Annotated in this window: 20 protein-coding genes; 14 read left to right on the top strand and 6 right to left on the bottom strand. The window is 67.6% G+C overall.

Translation table 11 applies throughout. From position 1 onward, the window contains the following. Positions 1 to 320 precede the first annotated feature (320 nt). The 8 genes from TK90_RS01210 (at position 321) to TK90_RS01175 (ending at position 13,351) form a co-directional block, all read left to right on the top strand. On the top strand, positions 321 to 1,454 hold the full coding sequence (locus TK90_RS01210; protein ID WP_012981665.1) for an NAD(P) transhydrogenase subunit alpha: 1,134 nt from the start codon (positions 321 to 323) through the stop codon (positions 1,452 to 1,454). Beyond that, entirely contained in the window at positions 1,451 to 1,762 is a 312-nt protein-coding gene (locus TK90_RS01205) for an NAD(P) transhydrogenase subunit alpha (RefSeq protein WP_012981664.1), read from the top strand. Before TK90_RS01210 ends, TK90_RS01205 begins: the two co-directional genes overlap by 4 nt. Continuing rightward, a complete protein-coding gene (locus TK90_RS01200) occupies positions 1,759 to 3,147 on the top strand; it encodes an NAD(P)(+) transhydrogenase (Re/Si-specific) subunit beta (RefSeq protein WP_012981663.1) in 1,389 nt (462 codons plus the stop codon). The genes TK90_RS01205 and TK90_RS01200 overlap by 4 nt, the downstream gene beginning before the upstream one ends. A 376-nt stretch (positions 3,148 to 3,523) precedes the next feature. After that, positions 3,524 to 5,719, top strand: coding sequence for a primosomal protein N' (locus TK90_RS01195; protein ID WP_012981662.1), 2,196 nt, complete (start codon positions 3,524 to 3,526; stop codon positions 5,717 to 5,719). A gap of 75 nt (positions 5,720 to 5,794) precedes the next feature. After that, positions 5,795 to 7,558 carry an arginine--tRNA ligase gene (argS, locus tag TK90_RS01190; RefSeq protein ID WP_012981661.1) on the top strand — a complete coding sequence of 588 codons (1,764 nt, stop codon included), beginning with the start codon at positions 5,795 to 5,797 and terminating at the stop codon, positions 7,556 to 7,558. Between the two features lie 3 nt (positions 7,559 to 7,561). Further along, complete coding sequence (locus TK90_RS01185) at positions 7,562 to 8,146, top strand: SPOR domain-containing protein (protein WP_012981660.1); 585 nt, start codon at positions 7,562 to 7,564, stop codon at positions 8,144 to 8,146. Further along, complete coding sequence (gene hrpA / locus TK90_RS01180; RefSeq protein WP_012981659.1) at positions 8,146 to 12,069, top strand: ATP-dependent RNA helicase HrpA; 3,924 nt, start codon at positions 8,146 to 8,148, stop codon at positions 12,067 to 12,069. Before TK90_RS01185 ends, hrpA begins: the two co-directional genes overlap by 1 nt. 25 nt (positions 12,070 to 12,094) lie before the next feature. Continuing rightward, complete coding sequence (locus tag TK90_RS01175) at positions 12,095 to 13,351, top strand: FAD-dependent oxidoreductase (RefSeq protein ID WP_012981658.1); 1,257 nt, start codon at positions 12,095 to 12,097, stop codon at positions 13,349 to 13,351. A 117-nt stretch (positions 13,352 to 13,468) separates the two neighbouring features. Here TK90_RS01175 and TK90_RS01170 read toward each other — a convergent pair whose 3' ends face one another. From TK90_RS01170 to TK90_RS01160, 3 genes are read right to left on the bottom strand one after another with little or no spacing between them, the layout of a single operon-like run. Then, on the bottom strand, positions 13,469 to 14,791 hold the full coding sequence (locus TK90_RS01170; RefSeq protein ID WP_012981657.1) for a HAMP domain-containing sensor histidine kinase: 1,323 nt from the start codon (positions 14,789 to 14,791) through the stop codon (positions 13,469 to 13,471). A 40-nt stretch (positions 14,792 to 14,831) separates the two neighbouring features. Beyond that, positions 14,832 to 15,548, bottom strand: coding sequence for a response regulator transcription factor (locus TK90_RS01165; RefSeq protein ID WP_012981656.1), 717 nt, complete (start codon positions 15,546 to 15,548; stop codon positions 14,832 to 14,834). Further along, a complete protein-coding gene (locus tag TK90_RS01160) occupies positions 15,545 to 15,871 on the bottom strand; it encodes a PepSY domain-containing protein (protein WP_012981655.1) in 327 nt (108 codons plus the stop codon). The genes TK90_RS01165 and TK90_RS01160 overlap by 4 nt, the downstream gene beginning before the upstream one ends. A gap of 96 nt (positions 15,872 to 15,967) precedes the next feature. Between TK90_RS01160 and TK90_RS01155 the strand changes: the two genes are divergently transcribed. Further along, entirely contained in the window at positions 15,968 to 16,282 is a 315-nt protein-coding gene (locus TK90_RS01155) for a DUF2288 domain-containing protein (RefSeq protein ID WP_012981654.1), read from the top strand. Between the two features lie 7 nt (positions 16,283 to 16,289). Continuing rightward, positions 16,290 to 16,685, top strand: coding sequence for a DUF3775 domain-containing protein (locus tag TK90_RS01150; RefSeq protein ID WP_012981653.1), 396 nt, complete (start codon positions 16,290 to 16,292; stop codon positions 16,683 to 16,685). A gap of 33 nt (positions 16,686 to 16,718) precedes the next feature. On the opposite strand, the gene TK90_RS01145 is transcribed toward TK90_RS01150, so the two are convergent. Further along, complete coding sequence (locus TK90_RS01145) at positions 16,719 to 17,030, bottom strand: PilZ domain-containing protein (protein ID WP_012981652.1); 312 nt, start codon at positions 17,028 to 17,030, stop codon at positions 16,719 to 16,721. A gap of 228 nt (positions 17,031 to 17,258) precedes the next feature. Between TK90_RS01145 and TK90_RS01140 the strand changes: the two genes are divergently transcribed. Further along, complete coding sequence (locus tag TK90_RS01140) at positions 17,259 to 17,573, top strand: c-type cytochrome (protein WP_012981651.1); 315 nt, start codon at positions 17,259 to 17,261, stop codon at positions 17,571 to 17,573. Between the two features lie 18 nt (positions 17,574 to 17,591). Next, entirely contained in the window at positions 17,592 to 18,887 is a 1,296-nt protein-coding gene (locus TK90_RS01135) for an NAD(P)/FAD-dependent oxidoreductase (RefSeq protein WP_012981650.1), read from the top strand. A gap of 85 nt (positions 18,888 to 18,972) precedes the next feature. Here the strand turns inward: TK90_RS01135 and TK90_RS01130 are convergent, their stop codons facing one another. Next, positions 18,973 to 19,173 carry a YdcH family protein gene (locus tag TK90_RS01130; protein WP_017926214.1) on the bottom strand — a complete coding sequence of 67 codons (201 nt, stop codon included), beginning with the start codon at positions 19,171 to 19,173 and terminating at the stop codon, positions 18,973 to 18,975. An 89-nt stretch (positions 19,174 to 19,262) separates the two neighbouring features. Between TK90_RS01130 and TK90_RS01125 the strand changes: the two genes are divergently transcribed. After that, complete coding sequence (locus tag TK90_RS01125; RefSeq protein ID WP_012981648.1) at positions 19,263 to 20,033, top strand: carboxylesterase; 771 nt, start codon at positions 19,263 to 19,265, stop codon at positions 20,031 to 20,033. Between the two features lie 105 nt (positions 20,034 to 20,138). Here TK90_RS01125 and TK90_RS01120 read toward each other — a convergent pair whose 3' ends face one another. Next, entirely contained in the window at positions 20,139 to 20,879 is a 741-nt protein-coding gene (locus TK90_RS01120; RefSeq protein WP_012981647.1) for a ferredoxin--NADP reductase, read from the bottom strand. A 149-nt stretch (positions 20,880 to 21,028) separates the two neighbouring features. Between TK90_RS01120 and TK90_RS01115 the strand changes: the two genes are divergently transcribed. Continuing rightward, positions 21,029 to 21,610 carry a thioredoxin family protein gene (locus tag TK90_RS01115; RefSeq protein ID WP_012981646.1) on the top strand — a complete coding sequence of 194 codons (582 nt, stop codon included), beginning with the start codon at positions 21,029 to 21,031 and terminating at the stop codon, positions 21,608 to 21,610. The last annotated feature ends 71 nt before the right edge of the window (positions 21,611 to 21,681 follow it).

The raw sequence follows: 21,681 nt of genomic DNA, 5'->3' as shown, positions 1-21,681 counted from the left end.
GTGAGCAAATCCATGTCCCCTTCGCCGAGTCGACCGCTGGCGCGGTGCGGGATCGCACGAAACTTGCTTGACAATAAACAGGCCGAGCCCGCAACGCAATTACAGCCGCATGAACACCGGTTGGGCGCGTGGATGCGGGCCCGGAGAACGCGCCCCATCAACGGGCTGTTTAAGCGCGAAGGCGATTCCGCTACACTTGCTGGCCGTTTTTTCCGCCGAATGGGCCACAAAAGCCTTGTTCGGCGTCCTTAATACCACCCGCGAGCGCGGCCGAACGTCCCGGAGGGATTGCGGGGACGCTTGGCCCGGGGAGAGAGCGCATGGCAATCAAATTATCCGTTCCCAAGGAGTCCGCCAGCGGCGAACGTCGCGTGGCCCTGGATCCGACGGTGGCGGCCAAGTTCAGCGATCTGGGCGTCACCGTGCAGCTGGAGAAGGGTGCCGGCTCCAATGCCCATTTCCCGGACACGGCCTACGAGAAGGCCACCGTGGTCGATACCGAGACGGCCTACGGTCAGTCGGACCTGATGGTCCGCGTGGCCCCACCGACGGTGGAAGAGGTCAACCAGCTGCCGGAGGGCTCCACCGTCGTCAGCCTGTTCCACGCCCACCGCAACCCGGACGTGGTCAAGGCGATGCAGGAACGCAAGATCCTGAGCTTCGCGATGGAGCTGATCCCGCGCATCTCGCGCGCCCAGAGCATGGACGTGCTGTCGTCGCAGGCGGCCGTGGTCGGCTACAAGGGCGCGATCATGGGGTCGGATCTCTCCTGCCGCTTCTTCCCGATGCTGACCACCGCGGCCGGCACCATCCGCCCGGCCAAGGTCATCGTGATCGGTGCCGGCGTGGCCGGGCTGCAGGCGATTGCCACGGCCAAGCGCCTGGGCGCGATGGTCGAGGCCTACGACGTGCGCTCCGCGACCAAGGAGCAGGTCGAGTCGCTGGGTGCGAAGTTCCTCGATCTGGGCGTCTCCGCCGAGGGCGAAGGCGGCTATGCCCGCGAACTGACCGCGGAAGAGAAGCAACAGCAGCAGGACGCGCTGAGCGAGTTCATCGCCAAGGCCGACGTGCTGATCACCACCGCCGCGATCCCGGGCCGCGAGTCCCCGAAGCTGATCCCGAAGGACATGGTCGAGGGCATGAAGCCGGGCGCGGTGATCGTGGATCTCGCGGCCGAGGGTGGTGGCAACTGCGAGCTGTCCAAGCCAGGCAAGACCAGCCGGCACAAGGGCGTGATCATCCACGCCCCGCTGAACGTGCCCTCGCAGGTCCCGCTGCATGCCTCCGAGATGTACGCCAAGAACCTGCTCAATTTCCTCACGCCGATGATCGCCGAGGGCGGCGAGTTCAAGCCGGACTGGGACGACGAGGTCATCGCCAAGAGCGTGCTGACCCGCGACGGCGAGATCGTGCACGAGGCCACCCGTGAGGCCCTGAAGGGAGCGCAATCATGATCATCGAAGGCTTTATCGCGCTGTACATCTTCATGCTCGCGGCCTTCACCGGCTACGAGATCATCTCCAAGGTGCCGGTCATCCTGCACACCCCGCTGATGTCCGGTTCCAACTTTGTCCACGGCATCGTGCTGGTCGGGACCATGGTCGCGCTGGGCCATGCCCAGACGCCGCTGGAACAGGCGATCGGCTTTGTCGCCGTAATCCTGGCCGCGGGCAACGCCGTGGGTGGCTATGTCGTCACCGAACGCATGCTGGAGATGTTCACGACCAGCAAGAAGGACGACAAGAAGGGAGATAAGGCATGAGTCTGATCATCAACCTCGCCTACTTCGCGGCGGCGGTGCTGTTCATCGTCGGCCTCAAGCAGATGTCCTCCCCGACCACCGCACGTCCGGGGATCATCTGGGCCGGCGTGGGCATGGTGATCGCCACGCTCGTGACCTTCGTGCACCCGGAGATCTCCGGCGGCGTGAACTACACCCTGATCATTCTGGGTATCGCCATCGGTGGCGCGCTGGCCTGGTGGAGCGGCAAGAAGGTCGCGATGACCGACATGCCGCAGATGATCGCGCTTTACAACGGCATGGGCGGCGGCGCCGCGGCCGGTATCGGTGCAATCTACCTGCTGCAGGCCACCCCGGAGACGGTCACCAACACCGGCCTGGCGATCGCGGTGACCGGCTCGCTGATCGGCTCGGTGGCCTTCTCCGGCTCGCTGGTGGCCTACGCCAAGCTTGAAGGCCTGATGAAGAAGACCTTTACCTTCGGCGGCCAGCAGATCGTGAACATCGCGATCTTCGCGATCACCGTGCTGCTGGGCTTCATGATGGCCACCAGTGGCGGCGAGATCGGGTCGTTCAGCCTGCTGCTGTTCTTCGTGCTGGCGCTGGCCTTCGGCATCCTGATGACCCTGCCGATCGGCGGCGCCGACATGCCGGTGGTTATCTCGCTGTACAACGCCCTGACCGGTCTCGCGGTCGGCCTGAAGGGGATCGTCCTCGACAACCCGGCCCTGATGATCGCCGGTATCGTGGTCGGTGCGGCCGGTACGCTGCTCACGCAGTTGATGGCCAAGGCGATGAACCGCCCGATCAAGAACATCCTGTTCAGCCAGTTCGGGGGTTCCAGCGGCGGCGCCGAAGAAGCGATCGAAGGCACCATGAAGGAGATCCAGGCCAACGACGCCGGGATCATGATGGCCTACGCCGAGAAGGTGATCATCGTGCCGGGCTACGGCATGGCCGTGGCGCAGGCGCAGCACAAGATCTGGGAATTCACCCAGTTGCTGCAAAAGCGCGGCGTGGACGTGAAGTTCGCGATCCACCCGGTCGCAGGCCGCATGCCCGGGCACATGAACGTGCTGCTGGCCGAGGCCGGCGTGCCCTACGACATCATCTTCGATCTCGACGAGATCAACGAGGAGTTCAAGACCGCGGATGTCGCGATGGTGATCGGCGCGAACGACGTCGTGAACCCGGTGGCCCGGACCAATCCGGAATCGCCGATCTACGGCATGCCGATCCTGAACGCCGACCAGGCGAAGAACGTCATCTGCGTGAAGCGCGGCAAGGGCGCGGGGTTCTCGGGCATCGAGAACCACCTGTTCTATGCCGACAACAACCAGATGCTGTACGGCGACGGCCAGAAGGTAGCCGCCGAACTGGTGGCATCGGTCAAGGCCCTCGGCTAGACCGATGCCGGGCCTCGCGCCCGGTTTCCGCTTGCAAGCCCGGCCCCATTTTCGGTGGCCGGGCTTTTTTGTGCGCAGCCCTCCGAGAGGCCAATACCGGACCAATCCCTGTACACGACCTGTACAGGATACCCACAGGTGGATACAAACGATGGCAGTTAGGTGACACAACAGCCAACCGATATCATCAATGACACACAACTAGCTGATAACACGAAACAAAAACACTTTGGTCGCTTTTTAGCCATTCTGATACGAACCAAGCAGCAACAGGCGTTTAGCGGCTTTCACCCCATTTCCTCCACAGAGTTGTCCACAGGTTTTGTGGATAACGGTCACACTCTTGTGCGTATGCGGACTGGCGTAGACTAGCCACATGCCCGAGACCGGAATTGCCCAGGTCGCACTCGACCGACCGCTGGACCGCCTGTTCGACTACCGGATCCCCGAAGACACCGATCTGAGGCCCGGGCAACGAGTCCGTGTACCCTTCGGTCGTGGCGAGGCGATCGGCATCGTGGTCGCACTCGCGAATCAAAGCGACGTGCCCGAGAACAAGCTGCGCGAGGCACTGGGTTCACCCGATGCGCAGCCCATCCTGACGCCGATGGTGCTGGAACTCCTGCGTTTCGGGGCCCGCTACTACCACCACCCACTGGGCGAGGCCCTCCTGAGCGCGCTGCCCCCCGCCCTGCGGCGTGGCCACCCCTTGCCCATCCTGGCCCCCGAACCCCTCTGGCGGCTCACGGCGGCGGGCCACAGGGCACTCGCGGAAGGGCAGGTACGGGGCCGCCGCCAGCTCGCCATCCTGCGTGCCCTGCCCGCGCTCGGCGCCGCGCTGGACCGCACGACACTGTCCACCGCGGCCGCCCTGCAGATCACCGCGAAGGATCTGCGACAGCTGGAGGCACGCGGCTGGCTGGAACAGACGCGTGCCGATCCGCTTGCTCCAGCGCCCCCTACCGGCACCGGCTACACCCTGACCCCCGAGCAGGAGGCCGCCATCGCGGCGGTGTCGCCAGACGACCCCCGCCCGATGCTGCTGGAGGGCGTCACCGGAAGCGGCAAGACCGAGGTCTATCTGCGCATGGCCGCCGATGCGGTCGCGCGTGGCCGTCAGGTCCTGTTCCTGATCCCGGAAATCGCACTGACGCCCCAGCTTGCCGGGCGCATCCAGCAGCGCTTTCCGGGACAGGTTGCACTGCTGCACTCCGGCCTGGCCGAGGGTGAGCGCCTGCGTGCCTGGGAGGCAGCCCGGCAGGGCGAACGCCGCATCGTGGTCGGGACCCGTTCCGCCCTGTTCGTCCCGCTGCCCGAGCCGGGCCTGATCATCGTCGACGAGGAACACGACAGCGCGTTCAAGCAGCAGGACGGCTTTCGCTACAGCGCGCGGGATCTGGCGATCAAGCGTGGCCAGCTCGAGCACACCCCGGTCGTTCTGGGCTCGGCGACACCCACCCTGGAGACCCTGCACGCCGCACGCCAGGGGCGCTACACCCATGTGCATCTGCGTTCCCGCCCGGACGGCACGCAACCCCCCAGTGTGGAGACCATCGACACCCGCGTGCACAGCCCGGACGAGGGCCTGACCGCGCCGCTGCTGGATGCCATGCAACAGACCCTGGCCGCCGGAGCGCAGTGCTTTGTCCTGCTCAACCGGCGCGGCTTTGCGCGCGTGCTCGCCTGCGAGAGTTGTGGCTGGGTCGCCGACTGCCCGGATTGCGATGCTCACCTCACCGTGCATACCCAGGATCGTCGCGCGATCTGCCATTTGTGCGGACACCAGGAGCGCCGGGCGGAACGCTGCCCGGAATGCGGCGAGGCCCTGATCAATCGCGGGCTCGGTACCCAACGCCTGGAACAGGCCCTGGCCCGGCACTTCCCCCAGACGCCGATCATTCGCCTCGACCGCGACAGCGTGCGCCACAAAGGGGCCCTGGAGACCGCACTGGACCGCATCCGTCAGCTGGATGCCGCGATCGTGGTCGGCACCCAGATGCTGGCCAAGGGTCACGACTTCCCGCGCGTCGGACTGGTCGGCGTGATTGACGTCGACCAGGGGCTGTTCAGCGTGGATCTGCGCGCTACCGAACACACCCTGCAACTGATCGTGCAGGCCGCCGGTCGTGCGGGCCGGGGTGACGGTGGCGGGCGCGTCCTCCTGCAGACCGGCCACCCCGATCACCCCCTGATGCGGGGGCTGGATGCCGGTAACTATCCGGCGATGCTCGAGCCCCTGCTGGCCGAACGCGAGGCGGCCGGGCTGCCGCCGTACGGGCACCTGGCCCTGGTCCGCGTCGAGGCCGCCGAAGCCGCAGCGGCGCATCGCCACGCGGAGACCATCGCCGGACACCTGCTCGCGGCACGGCACGGAGACCTGCGCGTGCTGGGTCCGGCCCCCGCCCCGCGCCATCGCGTGAACCGGCGTTTCCGCGAGCAGATCCTGCTGCGCGCGGCCGAGCGTCAGGCCCTGCACCGGACGCTCACGCAGGCCCGACATGCGTGGCAGACGGAAGATCTGCCGCGTGGGGTTCGCATCGCGATCGATGTGGACCCGGTCTCCCTCGCCTGAACCCCGCATCCAGCGGGCACCCGGCCTGGATTCTGGTTAGAATGCGGGCCTTTTGAGACAACGGACCCGGTTCCTTTGAAAGACGCCCTTACCCAGGCCCTCGCGGCCGCCCTGGAGACCCTGGTGGCCGATGGCCGCATACCCCCCGATCATGGTGTCGAGGTACAGGTTACGCGTGCCCGCGACCGCGAACACGGCGACTTTGCCAGCAATCTGGCGATGCAACTCGCGCGCCCGGCCAAAGCCAAGCCCCGCGACCTGGCCGAGGCCCTGTGCGCCGCGATGCCGGCCGTGCCCGGCCTGGCCGGCACCGAGATCGCTGGCCCCGGCTTCATCAACTTCCGCCTGGCCGCGGATGCCCGCACCCAGGTGCTGGGCCGCATCGCCGCCCAGGGCGCCGACTTTGGTCGCTCCAGCGTGGGCAACGGCCGCCCGGTGCAGGTGGAGTTCGTCTCCGCCAACCCCACCGGCCCGCTGCATGTCGGCCACGGCCGCGGCGCGGCCTTCGGCGCCACCGTCGCCGACCTGCTGGACTTCTGCGGTTTCGACGTCACCCGCGAGTACTACGTGAACGACGCCGGGCGGCAGATGAACATCCTCGCCGCCAGCGTCTGGCTGCGTTACCTGGAACAGCACGGCGTACAGGTCCCGTTCCCCACCAACGGCTACCAGGGCGACTACATCTACCCGGTCGCCGAATCCCTGACCGCGCAGATCGGCGAACAGGCCGTGCACCCGGCCACGGCCGTCACCCGCGACCTCCCGCCGGACGAGCCGGCCGGCGGCGACAAGGAGGTCTACATCGACGCGGTGATCGCCCGTGCCCGCGAACTGCTGGGCCCGGAGCTGTACCGCACGGTGTTCGACTGCGGCCTGAACGCGATCCTTGAAGACATCCGCGACGACCTGCGCGAGTTCGGGGTCGAATACCAGTGCTGGTTCTCCGAACGCAGCCTGGCCGACTCCGGTGCGATCGACGCCGCGGTGCAGGATCTCCAGGCACACGGCGCGCTGTACGAGCAGGACGGAGCCCTGTGGTTCCGCTCCACCGACTACGGCGACGACAAGGATCGCGTAGTGCGCCGCGAGAACGGCGACTACACCTACTTCGCCTCCGACATCGCCTACCACCGCGAAAAGTTCCAGCGCGGCTTCGAGCGCGTGATCAACATCTGGGGCGCCGACCACCACGGCTACGTCCCGCGCGTGCGCGCCGCCCTGCAGGCCCTGGGCCTGGAGGCCGACCGCCTCGACGTGCTGCTGGTGCAGTTCGCGATCCTCTACCGCGGGGGCGAGCGCCTGCCGATGTCCACCCGTGCCGGGCAGTTCGTCACCCTGCGCGAGCTGCGCGACGAGGTCGGGTCGGATGCCGCGCGCTTCTTCTACGTGCAGCGCCGTTGCGACCAGCACCTGGACTTCGACCTGGACCTGGCCAAGTCGCAGTCCAACGACAACCCGATGTACTACATCCAGTACGCCCACGCGCGTATCGCCAGCGTGCTGCGCACCGCCGCGGAGCGCGGCCATACCGCCAGCGCGTTGGACGACACCGGGCTGTCCGCATGCCTGACCGAGCCGCAGGAAGACGACCTGCTGGACCGCCTCGACCGCTTCCCCGAGGTGATCGCGGCAGCCGCCGAGGCCTGCGAACCGCACCAGATCGCCCAGTACCTGCGCGAGCTGGCCGCCGGCTTCCATACCTACTACAACGCCGTCCCATTCCTGAACGCCGAGGACGCCACCGTGATCGGCGCACGCCTGGCGCTGCTGACCGGCATCAAGCAGGTGCTGCACAATGGGCTGCGCCTGCTCGGCGTTACCGCCCCCGAACGGATGTAGCCCATGGCCCAGGCCCGCCGCAAGCGCCGCAAGACCACTCCCGCCCGCTCTTCGCGACCGATCCCGGGCTGGGTATGGATGTTCGCCGGCCTGCTGATCGGGCTCGGGATCGCCGCCGTGCTCTATCTCCAGGGGGCCGACCGTTCACCCGATATCGGCGCGCTGTTCGGCGAACCGGAGACCCCGGCCGAGCGGGCGCCCGCGGCGGAGCCGGAGCGTCTGCCCACTGATGACGAGCCGCGGTTTCGCTACTACGAGCTGCTGCCCGAAGACGAGGTCCGCGTCCCTCGGGGCGAACGTGAAGTCCCGCAAGACCAGGTGATCCCGCCCCCGGCTTCCCCGGCCGAGGGCGATCCGGTGATCCTGCAGATCGGATCCTTCCGACGGTTCGAACAGGCCGACGAGATGAAGGCCCGCATCTCCCTGCTGGGCCTGAGCCCGCAGGTACACGAGGTCCAGGTCGAGGGCGAGACCTGGCACCGCGTCTTTGTCGGCCCCTTCACCCAGGAGGACGACGTCAACCGCGCCCTGGACCGCCTGCGCTCGGAGAACATCGAGGCCCTGCGCCTGCGTCATCGGGACGGTTGATGGCCGCGGCCGGCCCGGACCTGGACGCCCTGGCGAGGACCGTGGAGGCCCTGCCGCAGGGCCGCGAACGCCGCGAACTGGGCGAACTGCTGCGCCGGGCCCGCCAGCGGCACAAGCGCGGCCAGCCCTGTGACCGGCTCGTCTCCACCCTGACCGAACGCCTTGCACGCGCCGAACAGGGCGGCGCCGAACGCCAACACCTGCGCCCGCAGCCCACTTACGCCGGCGACCTGCCGATCCACGCCGAACGCGAACGCATCGTCGCCGCCATCCGCGAGCATCCGGTGTTGGTGCTGTGCGGCGAGACCGGCTCCGGCAAGACCACCCAGCTACCCAAGCTGTGCCTGGAGGCAGGGCGCGGCGAGACGGGGCTGATCGGCCACACCCAGCCGCGCCGCATCGCCGCGCGTTCGGTGGCCAGCCGCATCGCCGAGGAGCTCGGCACCACGCTGGGCGGCGACCGGAATTCCACCGTCGGCTTCAAGGTGCGCTTCTCCGACCAGACGGGGCCGAACAACTGGGTCAAGCTGATGACCGACGGCATGCTGCTGGCGGAGCTGGCACATGACCCGGAGCTGCGCGCCTACGACACCCTCATCGTCGACGAGGCGCACGAGCGCAGCCTGAACATCGACTTCCTGATGGGCGTACTCAAGCGCCTGTCGAAGAAGCGCCCGGAGCTGCGCATCATCATCACCTCGGCGACGCTGGACCCGGAGCGCCTGTCCGCATTCTTCGACGACGCCCCGATCCTGACCGTGGCCGGACGCACCTACCCGGTGGAGCTGCGCTACCGCCCAATCGAGCCCGAAGACGCCGACGAGGACAATTCCACAGAACGCGGCGAACGCGACCTGTTCGACGGCATCCGCGACGCGGTGGCGGAATGCGAACGCGCCGGCCCCGGCGACATCCTGGTGTTCCTGCCCGGCGAGCGCGAGATCCGCGACGCCCACAAGGCCCTGCGCGGCCAGGTGCGCGCCGACACCGAGGTCCTGGCGCTGTACGCCCGCCTGTCCGCGCGCGAGCAGGCGCGGGTGTTCCAGTCGCACAGCGGGCGGCGCATCGTGCTGGCCACCAACGTCGCCGAGACCGCGCTGACCGTCCCCGGCATCCGCTTCGTGATCGACTCCGGGCTGGCCCGTATCTCGCGCTACTCCTGGCGCTCGCGCGTGCAGCGCCTGAGCCTGGAGCCGATCTCGCAGGCTGCCTGCGACCAGCGCGCCGGGCGCTGCGGCCGCCTGGGCCCGGGCATCTGCATCCGCCTGTTCTCGGAGGACGATTACAACCTGCGCCCGCCGTTCACCGACCCGGAGATCCAGCGCTCCAACCTCGCCTCCGTCATCCTGCAGATGGCCGCGCTGAAGCTGGGCCAGCCACGCCAGTTCCCATTCGTGGATCCACCCGATCCGCGCCTGGTCAAGGACGGCTACCGCCTGCTGGAGGAGCTGGGTGCAGTGGACACGCGCGGGCGCACCACCCCGCGCGGCCGCCAGCTGGCGCGCATGCCCATCGACCCGCGCCACGGCGCGATGCTGCTGGCCGGAGCCGATCATGGCTGCGTGACCGAGACCGCGACCATCGCCGCCTTCCTGTCGCTACAGGACCCGCGCGAGCGCCCGGCCGAGGCCACTCAGGCGGCGGACCAGGCCCACCGCGAGTTTCAGGTCGAGGGCTCCGACTTCATGGGTATGCTGCGGCTGTGGGAGGCCTGGCACACGGCCCGCGAGGACCTCGGCTCGAATGCCCTCAAGCGCTGGTGCCGCGAGCACTTCCTCAACTTCCTGCGCATGCGCGAATGGCAGGAGCTGCGCGTGCAGCTGCTGCGCCTGGCCCGAGAGATGGACCTGAAGCCAAACCACCAGCCCGCCGACGCCGAGCCCGTGCACCGCGCCCTGTTGACCGGGCTGGTCAGTCAGATCGGCCAGAAGACCGAGCGCGGCGACTACCTCGGCGCACGCAACCGCCGCTTCCAGATCCATCCCGGATCGGTCCTGGCGAAGAAGAAGCCCGCCTGGGTGATGAGCGCGGAGATCGCCGAGACCACCCGTGTCTACGCCCGCGACAACGCCCGCATCGAGCCCGACTGGATCCTGGCCGCGGCGCCGCACCTGCTCAAGCACCACATCTTCGAGCCGCACTTCCAGCGCCGCAGCGGGCGCGTCGGGGCCTTCGACCGCATCACCCTGTACGGCCTGGTCGTGGCCCCGAAAAAGCCGGTGGACTTCGCGAAGCACGACCCGTCCGAGGCGCGGCGTATCCTGATCCGCGAGGGCCTGGTCGGCGGCGAGCTGCGCACCCGCTCGAAGGGGGTGCAGGCGAACCGCGAGGCGGTGGCCGAGATCGCCGAGCAGGAGGCGCGCGGGCGCCGGCGCGACCTGCTGGTGGAGGAAGACCGGCTGTTCGACTTCTACGACGCCCGCCTGCCGGCGGACATCACCGACGGCACGAGCTTCGAGACCTGGGCGCGCAAGGCCGAGAAGCAGGACCCCGACGCCCTGCGGATCGACCGCGCGGAGCTGCTGAACGAGCCGGACGCCACCCTCCCGCAGGGCGCCTACCCGGACCACCTGGAGCTCGAGGGCCTGCGCCTGCCACTGGCCTATCGCTTCGAGCCGGGTCAGCCGGATGATGGCGTGACCGTCACCATCCCCATCGCCGCGCTGAACGCGGTGCCCGACTGGCTGGGCGACTGGCTGGTACCGGGGTTGCTGGAGGAACGCGTGACCGGCCTGTTGAAGAGCCTGCCCAAGGGCCTGCGCCGGCAGTTCGTACCCGCGCCGGATTTTGCAGCCGCCGCCCTGGCGCGGATCGAACACCGCCAGGGCCCGCTGATCCCGGCGCTGGCCGAGGCCCTGCGCGCGATGACCGGCACCGAGATCCCGCTGGATGCCTGGCGCCCGGAGACCCTGGAACCGCACTTGGTGATGCGCTTTCGCATCCTCGACCCGGAGGGCCAGGAGCAGGCCAGCGGCCGCAACCTGGCCGCGCTGAAGCGCCGGCTGGGCGGCAGCGCCGAGGCCCACTTCGACGCCAGCCGCCCGGACGAGATCACCCGCGAGGGCATCACCGAATGGGACTTCGGCGCGCTGCCGGAGAGTGTCGAGTTCGACCACCAGGGCGCCCAGCTGCGCGCCTTCCCGATCCTGGTCGACCGCGGTGATGCCGTCTCGCTGGAGCTGGAACCCGACCCCGCGAAGGCCGAACGCGCTCACCGCGCCGGCCTGCGCCGGCTGTTCCTGCTGAGCGCGCGCAAGACCGCCCGCGACCTGCGCCGCCAGCTCCCGGAGATCGAACGCGCCTGCCTGAACTACTCGACGCTCGGCAGCTGCGAGGCCCTGCGCGACCAGATCCTGGAGGCCGCGGCCGACCGCGTATTCCTGGCCGAACCGTGGCCGCGCGATGCCGAGGCCTTTCGAGAGCGCCTGGAGGCCCGCCTGCCCGAGTTCTCGCCCACGGTGATGGAGCTCTCGCGCCTGGCCGCCGAGATCCTGCGCCACTGGCACGACCTGCGCACCCGGCTGCAGGGGGATCTGCCGCTGTCCTGGATCGAGGCCGCACGCGACATCCGCGGTCAGCTCGAGGCGCTGGTCCCGGCCGATTTCCTGCTGCGCACCCCGCATGACGTGCTGCCCGAGCTGCCGCGCTACCTGCAGGCAATCGACAAGCGCCTGGAACGCCTGACCCAGGCCCCGGACAAGGACCGCGCCCGGCGCGTGGCGGTCGAGCCGCTGTGGCAGCAGGCACAGGAGCTGATCGCGCGGGCGCCGGACCACCCGGACGTGCTCGCCTTTCGCTACCGCATCGAAGAGTTCCGCGTGTCGCAATTTGCCCAGGAGCTGGGCACCCGCGAGAAGGTGTCGCCGAAGCGGCTGGAACGCGAATACGCAGATGTGATCCAACGCCTGGCCAGTGGCACATGAGCGTTCTTGATAGGGGAAGCAGCGGATGCGCGTAGTCGTGATCGGGGCCGGAGTCATCGGCGTGACCACCGCCTGGTACCTGCAGGAGGCCGGGGCCGAGGTCGTGCTGGTGGATGCCGCCCCCGCCCCCGCCACCGGCTCCAGCCAGGCCAACGGCGGCATGCTGCATGCCAGCCACGCCGAACCCTGGAACACCCCCGGCGTCGGGCTGGACCTGCTGCGCTTTCTCGGCCGCACCGAGTCACCGCTCCTGCTGCGCCCGCGCGCCCTGCCGGGGCTGACCGGGTGGGGCCTGCGCTTCCTGTGGAACAGCCGCCGCTCACTGTTCGAGCAGCACACCCGCCTGAATGCCCAACTGGCCGCGTTCTCGCTCCGGGAGATCGACCGCCTGCAGCGAGAACTGGCGAGCGAGGGGCTGGACTTCGACTTTCGCCGCTGCGGCATCCTGAAGCTGTTTCAGGACCCGGCCAGCCAGGCGCACAACCGCAGCGCCAGCGAGGCGATGCGTGACGAGGACGTGCGCTTCGAGGACTGGGACGTAGAGCGGATCATCGCGGAGGAGCCGGCACTGGCCCCGGTGCGCGACCGCCTGTGCGGCGGGCTGTTCTTCCCCGGGGACGCGATCGGCGACGCGGCACGTTTTACCGAACAACTGCTCGCGATCGGCCAGCGCCGGGGCATCCGCTACTACCCGAACGTCACCGTCCGGCGCCTGCGCACCCACCGCGGCCGCATCGACGCGGTGGAGACCTCCGAAGGGCCGATCGCGGCGGATGCCTGCGTGGTCGCCAACGGCTACCACGCCCCGGACCTCCTGCGCCCGCTGGGGCTGCATCTGCCCGTCGCCCCGGTAAAGGGCTATTCGCTGACCCTGCCGATGAACGCCGACTGCCGGCTGAACCTGCCGCTGATCGATGACGCCAACAAGGTGGTGATGACCCCGCTGGGCAACCGCCTGCGCCTGGCCGGCACGGCCGAGTTCGCCGGCCGCGACCGTCACCTGAACATCGAGCGCGCAGCCAATGTCCTCGATCAATGCCGGCGCACCCTGACCGGCCTGCCCGCAACCTTCGACCCGCAGACGATGGCGCCCTGGACCGGGCTGCGCCCGATGAGTGCCCGTGGCACGCCCATCCTCGGCCCCACCACCATCGAGGGCCTGCACCTGAATACCGGGTCCGGACACCTGGGCTGGACCTTTGCCTGCGGGGCGGCGGCACTGGTGCGCGCGGGGGTGCTGGGCGAATCGCCGTCCTTCCCGATGGACGACCTGAGGCTCTGATCTCGGCCCGGGGCGATGCGTTTCGCGTTGTTCAACGCATCCCACGATAGGCAGGACGGGCTGCAGGATGTGTTGAGCGCAGCGAAACGCATCATGAGGCAATGCAGGCCATCCCGCTTACGACGTGGGGAACACCATCCGGATACGGGCCCCATGCAGCTCCGGTGCCTGCTCGATATGCAGCTCGCCACCGTGGTCCTGCACCAGGGCCTGGATGATGCTGAGCCCCAGGCCCTGACCGGCCTCGGCAGCGCCGCGTACGTCCGCGCGCTCTCCCCGCTCCAGTACCCGGGCACGATCCGCCGGCGCGATGCCGGGTCCGTCGTCGTCGATGGTCAGAGTGACAGCCTGCGGCGTGCACTGTGTCGAGATCCGCACCCGGCTGGTCGCGTGGCGGATCGCGTTGTCCAGGGTGTTACCCAACAGTTCGAAGATCGCACCCGGCTCCATGCGCAGGGCACAGCCCGGATCGAGCTCGCTGCCCAGGTCCACGCCCTGCTGGCTGGCCAGACGCCCGAGCGCCTGGCAGGTACGTTCGATGATGGGGGCTAGCGGCTCGGGCGCCTGGAACGGCGCCGGACCGAGGCGCTGTGCCTGGCTGAGCTGGTGCTGCACCATCGCCTGCAGCCGATCGACCTGGCGCCGCATGTCCTCGGGGTCGGGGTTCTGGCTCTCGAGGTTGAGACGCAGCGCGGAGATCGGGGTTTTCAGACTGTGCGCCAGGTCGGCCAGGGCATTCTGCTGGCGTTTCAGCCGCGCGCGCTCGAACTCGATCAGGTCGTTAATGCTCCCGGTCAGGGCCTGCACCTCGGTCGGGTACGGGCCCTCCAGCCGGCCGTGGTCCCCGTGCCGTAACGCCTCCAGGTCGCCCTGCACGCGCCGCAGCGGCCACAACCCCCAGAACCATAGCGCCAGCCCCAGGGCGACGATCAGCGAGAACGTCATCGTCATCAGCCCCTGCCAGAGGCTGGCGCGATACTGCTCGACCTGTTCCTCGAAGGCCTCGCGGTCCTCCAGCATCTGGAAGGTCAGCCCGACCTGGCCACCGTCCAGCTCCCACTGCACGGGGAGACTGAAGGCAAAGAAGTCGTCCTCCGACCAGCCACGCAGGGAGACCCCTACCGCGGAAGGAGAGCGCCAGAGCGTGCGACCGTCCGGCCCGAGAATACGGGCATAAAGACCGCTGGCGGGCAATTGCAGACGGCTCTCCGGCAGCATCTCGGGGACACGGACCTCGTTGCGCCCGACGACTTCAACCAGCCCCATCAACAGCAGGACCTGGGCCTCCAGACGGGTCTCGACGGCATCCGCCGCGTTGTCGCGAAAGGCGGCTTCCAGCACCCAGGCCGTGAGCAGGGAGAACACCAGTACGGTAGCCCCAGCGACCAGCGCCAGGCGCAGGGTCAGGCTGCTGCGGATCTGGCGCAGGGGGTGTCTCATGAGATGGCGGACAAAGGGGCGATGCAGCCTGTATGCGGCGTCATGAGCCCGAGGTGGAATCCGACGGGGTCGCGGTATCCGCCTCGCGCACGAAGCGGTAGCCCCGACCGCGCAGGGTCTCGATCAGCCCCAGGCTGCCGCCCGGGTCCAGCTTGCGGCGCAGGCGGCCAATCAGCACCTCGATCACGTTGCTCTCGCGATCCTCGTCGTGCTCGTAGAGGTAGTCCGCCAGCACTTCCTTGCTCAGCACGCGCCCCGGCTGGCGCACCAGCGTCAGCAGCAGGCGGTACTCGAAGGTGGTCAGCGAGACCGGCTCGTCGTTCAGGCGGACATCGTCGGTGGCGGTGTCGATCACCAGCGGCCCGAACTGCAGTTGTTCGCGGCCGGCCTGCAGGCTGCGGCGCGCCAGGGCACGCAGGCGCGCCACCAGCTCCTGGATGTGAAACGGCTTGGTCAGGTAGTCGTCGGCCCCGGCCTCAAGCCCTTCGACCTTGTCCTGCCAGCGGTCACGGGCGGTGAGGATCAGGATGGGCAGCTGCGGTTTCACCTCGCGGGCCTTGCGAATGACGTCGAGCCCGTCCATGCCCGGCAGCCCCAGGTCCACCACCGCGATGTCGCAGTGGTATTCGGTCAGCAGGTACAGGCCGGTGTCGCCATCCGAGGCGGTATCCACGCGGCAGCCGTTGTTCTCCATCTCCTCGGCGATCTGGCTGCGCAGAGCCAGGTCGTCCTCGATCACTACCACGCGCAGATTCATGGGTCGAGCTCCGTCCCTTCCTCGATCTTGATCGTTCGTACCTGCTGGTTGTCGGTCAGGATACGCACGATGAACACGCGATTCCCGTACTCGGTCAAATCTTCGCGTGCGGAGAGGACCCGTCCCGGGTAGTTGGCCTCGACGCGCGAGACGGCCTCGTCCAGGGTCCAGACGGCCGCGCGCGGGTCTTCGGTGATGAACTGGGCCTGCGCCGCGAAGGGCGCCACGAGGACCGCCAGCAGAAGCCCGAGCATACCCGCACCGCCGATGACTCGGCGTCTCCGGCCATCGCCTTTGGCAACGGTCTCCGGTCCGGGGCGCATAGCGGTAGTCTCCGTGACGGTGTGGGCGAACAAACTCTTGCAGCTACAAGGCTATAGGCCTAGCCTGAACGTTATCTGAAACCGGATGTTCCCGTCATGACCCAAGCCCCCGCCCCCTCCGAACCCGAGGTACCTCTGGAGGAAGAAGCCGGCCCCCTGCGCTGGGACGAACTGATGCCGCATTTTGCCCGTGGCGTGGTGATTCGTGTGGCGCCCGAACTGGACTTGATCGAAGTGGCCCGCGCGTTTCGCGACGACGCCACCCATCAGGTCAGCGAATGGCTGGCCAATAACCAGGTCGCCCGCGCCTCGGATGACGATGCACGCCGCTGGGCCGCGAACGACCCCGTGTTCACCGCGATCGTCGCCGCCCCCTGGGTGCTTGCCCAGGAACGCAGCACGGCCCACTGATACCGCCATGACCTTGCCACTGGGCATCGAGGACGACACGCTGGCCCGCCTGATCCAGGCGGCGCGGGAGTTCCACGCCAAGGAGGAGGTCGTGTTTCCGGACTCGAGCCCCGACACCTCGGACGATGACTGGGCCATGCAGGTCCTGGCGGATCACGCGGGCGATCTGACGCTGCGCGAGCTGGAGGACACCCTGAGCGGGCTCGGGCCGGAGTACCAGGCGGAGCTGCAGGCGCTCAGTGCGGTCGGCCGGGGCGACTACGCGGTGGAGGAATGGGAGGGCGCGCTGGAGGATGCCCGCGACGACTGGAGCCCGGACACGGCCCATCGCCTGATTGCCAACCCGATGATCGCGGACGAATGGGAGGCCGGGCTGGAGCAGATGCAGGCCGCCGACCGTTAAGGAAACGGCGCCCCAGGCCCGACCAGGGCCGAATCACGCCCCCAGCGCGGCAGAATCGAACTGTACGGCAACCCCGTCTTCCATCACCCGCACCACCTGCGCCTGCACCCGCGGCGGTTCGCCGCCGTCCCCGAGCAGGCCGAACACCTGCAGCATGAACTGATCGCCCGGACCCAAGCCCTTCAGGACATCAATTCCGGACTGGTCGCGATCCTCCCAGGCCAGGAAGGCCCCACCACCGGAGATATCGTTCGTGGTAAGCCGTACCTGGCTCCCGTCACTGCATTCCGCCACCACCTCGACGGTCATCGGGATGCGCGGATGGCGCCGACGTTCCCCTGTCATGGCCTTTCTCCTGCTGCAGATGCCTTCTCAATGCATCGAAAAGATGGATACGTTGTGCTATATCCCAGCTCAATGATCGTTCCATCACACGATCAGGCGCAACTCCGGGCGAACACACCCGGAAGTGCATACCGGCCCGGCAACCGCACCGGGCAGCAGAAGCAAGGCAGTACCGAGATAGCTGTCGCCATATAAAAAAGCCACTTCTAGACGGAGGAGTCCGTTCACATGAAGCAATCACGTTTGTTCGTGGCGGGGCTGGTGGCCTCGCTGGCGATGGCCGGTACTGCATCCCAGGCAATCGCCGACAATGACGAAATCACCCGTGGCCAGCTGATGGCCGCTTCCTGCAAGGCCTGCCACAACGCGGCGGGCGCCGAGAAGGGCGTCCCGGATCTGGGCCGCATCTCTGCGGATGTCATCCGCAGCCAGATGCGCGCATTCCGCGATGGGGACCGTGACGCGACCATCATGGATCGTCACGCCAAGGGCTACACGGACGAAGAGATCGAAGCGATGTCGGTCTACTTCTCGCGCTTCTGATCACGGGGGATAACCACAATGCACAATTTTACTCGACGCCACTTCCTGAAGGCCTTCGGGATCACCAGCGCGGCTGCGCTGACCGGTATTGGCTGCGCCCCGCGTGCCGCCCGTAACGGCGCCAAGGCCCATGTGGTCGTGGTCGGGGGCGGCTCCGGCGGTGCCACCGCGGCGCGCTACCTCAAGCAGTTCTCGCCGGACATGATGGTCACACTGATCGAACCCAACGCCACCTACGTCACCTGCTACGGCAGTAACTGGGTGATCGGCGGTTTCGAAAGCATGGATGCCATCACTCACGGTTACCAGAACCTGCGCGACCGCGACGGTATCGACGTGATCGAAGACAAGGTCGTTGGTGTGGATGCCGACAGCCGTACCGTGCGCCTCGAAAGCGGCGGCAGCCTGCAGTACGACAAGCTGGTCATGTCTCCGGGCATCGACTTCCGCTACGACGACATGCCCGGCATCGAAGAGGCCGACGCGGAGACGATCCCGCACGCGTGGAAGGCCGGCTCGCAAACCGAACTGCTGCGCTCGCAGCTGCTGGAGATGCCGAACGGCGGCGTGTTCGTCATGGTCGCCCCGCCGAACCCGTTCCGCTGCCCGCCGGGGCCGTACGAGCGCGTCTCGCTGATCGCGCATTACCTGAAGGAGCACAAGCCACGCTCCAAGATCATCGTGCTCGACTCCAAGGACAACTTCTCCAAGCAGGGCCTGTTCGAGGAAGGCTGGGCGATGCACTACGGCGACATGATCGAGTGGCGCGGCGCCTCCGACGGTGGCCTGGTCGAGGAGATCGACGTCGGCGGAATGACCGCCCGCTCCGACAGCGGCTTCGAGCGCGTCCGCGCAGATGTGATGAACTTCATCCCGGCGCAGCGGGCCGGCCAGATCGCCCACGATGTCGGCCTGACCAACGACGAAGGATGGGTCCCGGTCGACCAGCGCACCTTCAAGTCGGAGATGGACGACAACATCTACGTACTGGGGGATGCCAGCGTGGCGGGCGCCATGCCGAAGTCCGGTCACTCGGCCAACAATCAGGGCAAGATCGTCGCCGCGGCGATTGTGCGCGAGTTGATGGACCAGGAGCCGCTCGATCCCTCCTCGGCCAACACCTGCTACAGCCTGATCACCCCGGAGCACGGGATCAGCGTGGCGGCCGTGTACAAGTACCAGGATGGTGCCCAGGCGGGCGTCGAAGGCTCTGGCGGTGTGAGCCCCTCGGGCGAGACCTCAAGCTTCCGTCGTCGCGAGGCCGAATACACCCGCGCCTGGTACGCCGGGATCACCCACGATATTTGGGGCTAGACTCGTTCACAGCCGTTACAGCTGTGAACGATGGACAGAGACGGCGCCTGCGGGCGCCGTTTTCTTTTGGGTGCTTCGGTTCGTCTCAGGCATTCAGGTCGGGGATCAGGCGACTGCGCAGCCGCTGGATGGCGTCTTTCAGCTGCAGCTTGCGCTTTTTCAGCCGCTGAATCGCGAAGGCATCCGGTGCAGGCTGCTCGTGCATCACCGCGATCGCGGAATCCAGCGCCCGATGCTCGGACTCAAGCTCCGCCAGTCGTGCACGAATCTGACTCTCCGTCTCCAACAGCCCCTCCTCGCTTGTCTGTGCGGTCACGAGATACTTCCAGCTCGCGTATCATCGCAGACCCACCTCGCCCGAACCATCCCGAACCCATGGCCATCCGCAACACCAGCCTGCCTATCGACACCCCACGCGGCATCCGACTGAACGGCGTCCTGGTCGAACCGCATGACGGCCCACTGCTGGGCCAGGCCTGCATTGCACACTGCTTCGCCTGCTCCAAGGACTTCCCCGCGACCGTACGCCTGGCGCGTGCCCTGGGCGAAGAGGGCATCGCCACGCTGCGCTTCGACTTCGCCGGCCTGGGCGACTCCGAGGGCCGTTTTCGCGACAGCACGCTGGACACCTATTGCGAGGACCTGAACGCGGCACTGGACGCATTGAAACAGGCGACCGGCGAGCCCACCGACCTGCTGATCGGCCACAGCTTCGGCGGGGCGATGGCCATCCATGTCGGCAGCCAGCGCGAGGAGCTGGCCGGTATTGTCACCATCGCCGCGCCGAGCCGGCCCGGGCATGTCGCACACCTGTTTGGCGACATCGCCGACACCATCCAGCACGAGGGCTTCGCGCGCGTGAATATCGGCGGTCGCCCGGTCGAGATCGGACGGGCATTCCTGGATTCGATCGAAGCACCGACACTGGACAGCGCGCTGGAACGCATGTCGCAGCCGCTGCTCCTCCTGCATGCCCCCGGCGACACGGTGGTCAGCGTCGACCATGCCCGCAAGATCTTCCAGCAGGCCCACCACCCCAAGAGCTTCATCGCCCTGCATCAGACCGACCACCTGCTCTCGCGTCCGGAGCACACCCGGTATGTCGCCGGGCTGATCCACGCCTGGGCCGCCAACCTGCTCGACTAGCCCCAGCGCACACCACGATTTGTAGGAGGCCAGCCCTCTGGCCAATGGGGTTTTCTCGGCGTCCCATCGGCCAGAGGGCTGGCCTCCTACACCATGACCCAGGCCCTACCAGTAATTCTCGGTGGTGATGTGTCCCGGCGTGCGGCGGCGGTTCTTCTCCAGGCCTCGCTCGCGGAGGATGGCGGACGTGTCCTTCACCATGGCCGGGTTGCCGCACAGCATCACCTGCGAGTGCTCCGGCGCGATCTTGAGCCCGGCATGATGCTCCAGGCGCCCCTCGGCAATCGCCGCAGGGACACGGCCCTCGAGCCCTCCCGGGCAAGGTTCGCGGCTGACGAACGGGATGTACTGGAACTGTTTCGGGTCGCGCTCCTGAAACTGCCGAATCGTATCCTGGTAGGTCAGTTCGTCCGCCTTGCGCACGGCGTGGATCAGCCGGATATTCTCGAAACGCTGCCACGGAGTGTCGGTCTTCAGCATCGACAGGAAGGGCCCCAGCGCGGTGCCGGTAGACAACAGCCACAGGTCGCGACTGTCGGGCAGCTCGTCCAGCGTGAAGAACCCCGTGGCGCGCGGCATCAGTTCTACCGTGTCCCCGGGCTCCAGCTGCACCAGCCGGTTCGACAAGGGGCCCTCGGGGACCGTGATCAGGTAGAAATCCAGCGGGGTCTCGTCCGGTGCGTTCACATAGGAATAGGGGCGCGCGACCGGCTCGCCGTCAATCTCCAGGCGCAGCCGGTTGAACTGCCCGGCCTTGAACGGCTCCACATCCGCCTCTACCCGTAGCGAGAAGAGACGGTCCGTCCACTGTTTGCGCTCCTGCACGGTCCCCGTGACCCAGCCCATATTTCCGACTCCATTACTCAAGTATTATCCAGACTGGTGCCGCGCCCGGATGGTTTCAAGCGGTCCTTCAGACGATGCGGATTAATCCGCCCCGCCCCAATCCGTATAATCGGCGCCCATATCCCCAATCACAGCTTAATGGAGCAACCATGGCCCGCACCCCCTCGCAGATGATCGAACTGGGCACCGAGGCCCCGAACTTCTCCCTGCCGGACGTCGTCTCCGGCGACACCATCAGCCTCGACAGCTTTCCCGACGCGAAAGGCTACATGATCGCCTTCATCTGCAATCACTGCCCATTCGTGCAACTGATCCGCCACGAGTTCGCGCGCTACGGCCGCGAGTACTCCAACAAGGGCATCGCGGTGATCGCGATCAACTCCAACGACATCCAGGCCGTGCCAGATGATGCCCCGGACAAGATGAAGGATGACGCCCGCCGCTTCGGTTACAACTTCCCCTATTGCCTGGACGAGGACCAGTCCGTGGCCAAGGCCTACCACGCGGCCTGCACCCCGGACCTGTACCTGTTCGATGCCAACCGCAAGCTGTTCTATCGCGGCCAGTTCGACGAGACCCGCCCCGGCTCTGACAACCCGGTGACGGGGCGTGACCTGCGCGCCGCCAGCGATGCCCTGCTGGCCGGGCAGCCCGCCCCCGAGCCGCAGCACCCGAGCCTCGGCTGCAACATCAAGTGGCGTCCGGGCAACGAGCCGGGCTACTACGGCTGACGCACCTGCCGCAGCGGGTCAACCGAATCGACCAAGCGGGAGCGGGCTGACCCGCGCGGCCGCCGCGCCCG

This window comes from Thioalkalivibrio sp. K90mix (assembly GCF_000025545.1).
Lineage (GTDB): Bacteria > Pseudomonadota > Gammaproteobacteria > Ectothiorhodospirales > Ectothiorhodospiraceae > Thioalkalivibrio.
The sequence above is the reverse complement of the archived record's forward strand: the minus strand, read 5'-3'. Positions and strand labels throughout refer to the sequence as shown.

What these genes read in the sequence shown, in the direction of transcription:
- TK90_RS01155 (WP_012981654.1), top strand. Translation starts at nt 15,968, where the DNA reads ATGACCCAAGCCCCCGCCCCCTCCGAACCCGAGGTACCTCTGGAGGAA.
- TK90_RS01195 (WP_012981662.1), top strand. Translation starts at nt 3,524, where the DNA reads ATGCCCGAGACCGGAATTGCCCAGGTCGCACTCGACCGACCGCTGGAC.
- TK90_RS01160 (WP_012981655.1), bottom strand. Translation starts at nt 15,871, where the DNA reads ATGCGCCCCGGACCGGAGACCGTTGCCAAAGGCGATGGCCGGAGACGC.
- TK90_RS01170 (WP_012981657.1), bottom strand. Translation starts at nt 14,791, where the DNA reads ATGAGACACCCCCTGCGCCAGATCCGCAGCAGCCTGACCCTGCGCCTG.
- TK90_RS01135 (WP_012981650.1), top strand. Translation starts at nt 17,592, where the DNA reads ATGCACAATTTTACTCGACGCCACTTCCTGAAGGCCTTCGGGATCACC.
- TK90_RS01145 (WP_012981652.1), bottom strand. Translation starts at nt 17,030, where the DNA reads ATGACAGGGGAACGTCGGCGCCATCCGCGCATCCCGATGACCGTCGAG.
- TK90_RS01150 (WP_012981653.1), top strand. Translation starts at nt 16,290, where the DNA reads ATGACCTTGCCACTGGGCATCGAGGACGACACGCTGGCCCGCCTGATC.
- TK90_RS01175 (WP_012981658.1), top strand. Translation starts at nt 12,095, where the DNA reads ATGCGCGTAGTCGTGATCGGGGCCGGAGTCATCGGCGTGACCACCGCC.
- TK90_RS01115 (WP_012981646.1), top strand. Translation starts at nt 21,029, where the DNA reads ATGGCCCGCACCCCCTCGCAGATGATCGAACTGGGCACCGAGGCCCCG.
- TK90_RS01205 (WP_012981664.1), top strand. Translation starts at nt 1,451, where the DNA reads ATGATCATCGAAGGCTTTATCGCGCTGTACATCTTCATGCTCGCGGCC.
- TK90_RS01185 (WP_012981660.1), top strand. Translation starts at nt 7,562, where the DNA reads ATGGCCCAGGCCCGCCGCAAGCGCCGCAAGACCACTCCCGCCCGCTCT.
- TK90_RS01200 (WP_012981663.1), top strand. Translation starts at nt 1,759, where the DNA reads ATGAGTCTGATCATCAACCTCGCCTACTTCGCGGCGGCGGTGCTGTTC.
- hrpA (WP_012981659.1), top strand. Translation starts at nt 8,146, where the DNA reads ATGGCCGCGGCCGGCCCGGACCTGGACGCCCTGGCGAGGACCGTGGAG.
- TK90_RS01120 (WP_012981647.1), bottom strand. Translation starts at nt 20,879, where the DNA reads ATGGGCTGGGTCACGGGGACCGTGCAGGAGCGCAAACAGTGGACGGAC.
- TK90_RS01125 (WP_012981648.1), top strand. Translation starts at nt 19,263, where the DNA reads ATGGCCATCCGCAACACCAGCCTGCCTATCGACACCCCACGCGGCATC.
- TK90_RS01210 (WP_012981665.1), top strand. Translation starts at nt 321, where the DNA reads ATGGCAATCAAATTATCCGTTCCCAAGGAGTCCGCCAGCGGCGAACGT.
- TK90_RS01140 (WP_012981651.1), top strand. Translation starts at nt 17,259, where the DNA reads ATGAAGCAATCACGTTTGTTCGTGGCGGGGCTGGTGGCCTCGCTGGCG.
- TK90_RS01165 (WP_012981656.1), bottom strand. Translation starts at nt 15,548, where the DNA reads ATGAATCTGCGCGTGGTAGTGATCGAGGACGACCTGGCTCTGCGCAGC.